This is a genomic window from Thermogutta sp., from assembly GCF_039793925.1.
Classification (GTDB): Bacteria; Planctomycetota; Planctomycetia; order Pirellulales; family Thermoguttaceae; genus Thermogutta.
Window position 1 is genome coordinate 34,957 of the sequence record NZ_JBAMME010000269.1, and the last position, 2,120, is coordinate 37,076.

A 2,120-nucleotide genomic window follows, 5' to 3' on the forward strand; every position below is an offset into this window, starting at 1 on the left:
ATGGGTTGTATATCAGTGGGATGCCGAAGATCTGGACAGGGTTGATGGGGCTTCATTCGGCTTCCAGGGAACTTTCTGTGAACGACGATTCTTTGGAGGGGTCAGATGAGAGAGCATGCGCAATGGGTTTGGGGACGTAAGTATGGCAGCGGAGTGACGCGTGGCACTCTCTGGATGACCGAGTTGATCCTCGCGGTTTCTCCCGCATGGGCACAGGAGGCGGTGGGAGATCGATTGACCGGGAGCGACCTCTGCGTGGAAGAGTTGAGTGAACAGTTCGCTCAGCTAACCCAGAGCCAGGCCATCGTGGTTTGAGACGCCGTGGCGTATCAAATCTCCCTGGGGCGGTCGCTGGATACCACAGCCGCGCAGCTGGCGGGGGCCGCTCTGCAGATGGGCGTCCCCCTGAAAGCCTCGCCAGAGATCATCTCGAGGATGTACAACTCCCTGACACGCGCATCCCAACCTCCGGCAGTTCATCCGCGGGCAGTGGCACTGATCGGCGACCGCTACCATCACCCGGGTTATATTCGCCTGGCGCTGGAAAAGGCCTTTCAAAAGGCGGGAGTTGAAGTGCGGTTCGTGTATGATGTTCGCCTTCTGAATTCCGAACTTCTCGGACAATACGACACCCTGGTGGTTCTCCGCGATGGAATGCTGTGGCCGTCGCCTACCGAGAATCACCCTTTTGGGAGGGAACGTGTGTTTTGGCTGACGGAGCAACAGGAGGAGGCTATCGCGGGATTCGTAGCGAGCGGTGGCGGGTATTTGGCGATCCATAATGCAACGGCCCTCAAAGCCCTAGATGGAAGGCCAGCTCTCTATCACGAGGTTCTGGGGGCCAGCTATGCCGGCCACGAACCGGAACGTGAGGATTACACCGTGGAAGTGGTCCGCCGTTCAAATCCAGTCGCTGCGGCGGTTTCACGCCGCGATATTTCCGACGAGCGCCATTGGCCACAGATGCATGTTCCCGACGCCGACATTTTTTTTAGAGGCAGTAATGGGCGAGCGACGCTCGGTGCATGGTTTCACACGGTTTTATAAAAAGGGCCGCATGTGTTATCTGGCGAACGGGCATAATCGGGAAGCCCTGGAACTTCCCGCCGTGCAGGAGATGCTGGTCAAGGGTCTGCGCTGGTGTCTGGGAGACACTCCTTAAAGGCGGAAGAAAGAGAGTGCTGGGCAACAACGCGATTGACTCTAGAACTCGCTTTCGGAGCCCATGGCTTTCCGTTCGATCTATCGTATTTGCAATCCCCCAATACCCTTCCCCGTCCAAATGCCGCTTCGGGGGTGCGCTTGGGCAATAAGCCATGTGAGTTATCCAACCCTCATCGCGGAACAGACGTATTGCTGTATCCTTATATTCCCTGGGTTACGGGCCTCGAATCCCGGCGTTACAATACCGATGCCGACGCGTCGGGCCACAAACATATTGCAGCACTTGAACAGACGAGGTTACTTGTTTTCGGGCACTTACAGGCAAGGTTCGGAGAATGGATCGATTATCGCGTCGCGAATGGCTCGGCTTAAGCCTGGCTTTCGCAGCGGGGTCATCCTTACGCTGGCGACCCACTTACCAGGCTCCAATTCGCCCCCTGACGCGACCGCCGGGCTATCACTGGTTCGGATACTACGATAAGTTTCAGTTCGACCCCAACGACCGTTATGTTTTGGGAATGGAGGTCGATTTCGAACACCGCTCTCCCCGTTCGGACGATGCTATTACGCTGGGTATGATCGATCTCGATAATCACGATGAGTGGATACCCTTGGCCCGGACAACCGCATGGTCCTGGCAACAGGGATGCATGCTTCAGTGGCGCCCGGGTAGTGATTCTGAAGTGGTTTTCAACGACCGCGAAGGAGATCATTACGTTGCCCGAATATTGAATGCGCACACGGGTCGATGCCGAACAATTCCCATCCCCGTTTATGCGCTTTCGCCGGATGGGCGCACAGCCGTCACAACGGACTTCCGCCGTCTGGGATGGGCCCGTCCGGGTTATGGATATAACGGCATCCCCGATCCATACGTGAACGTGTCTGCGCCTGAAAACTCGGGAATCTGGCGTGTGGATTTGGAAACGGGAAAGAGTGACTTGATCCTCTCGCTG

General features: G+C 56.7%; 2 protein-coding genes and 1 pseudogene. All 3 read left to right on the forward strand.

Annotated elements, in window-relative coordinates:
* Positions 1 to 105: 105 nt before the first annotated feature.
* Positions 106 to 315 carry a hypothetical protein gene (locus ABJK56_RS13530; RefSeq protein WP_347245199.1) on the forward strand — a complete coding sequence of 70 codons (210 nt, stop codon included), beginning with the start codon at positions 106 to 108 and terminating at the stop codon, positions 313 to 315.
* Between the two features lie 6 nt (positions 316 to 321).
* Positions 322 to 1,047, forward strand: a complete 726-nt coding sequence (locus tag ABJK56_RS13535; RefSeq protein WP_347245200.1) for a ThuA domain-containing protein — start codon at positions 322 to 324, stop codon at positions 1,045 to 1,047.
* 452 nt (positions 1,048 to 1,499) lie between these two features.
* Positions 1,500 to 2,120: pseudogene (locus tag ABJK56_RS13540) on the forward strand (hypothetical protein); the annotation flags it as partial.

Coding starts and splice junctions, on each gene's coding strand:
- ABJK56_RS13530 (WP_347245199.1), top strand. CDS start 106: ATGAGAGAGCATGCGCAATGGGTTTGGGGACGTAAGTATGGCAGCGGA.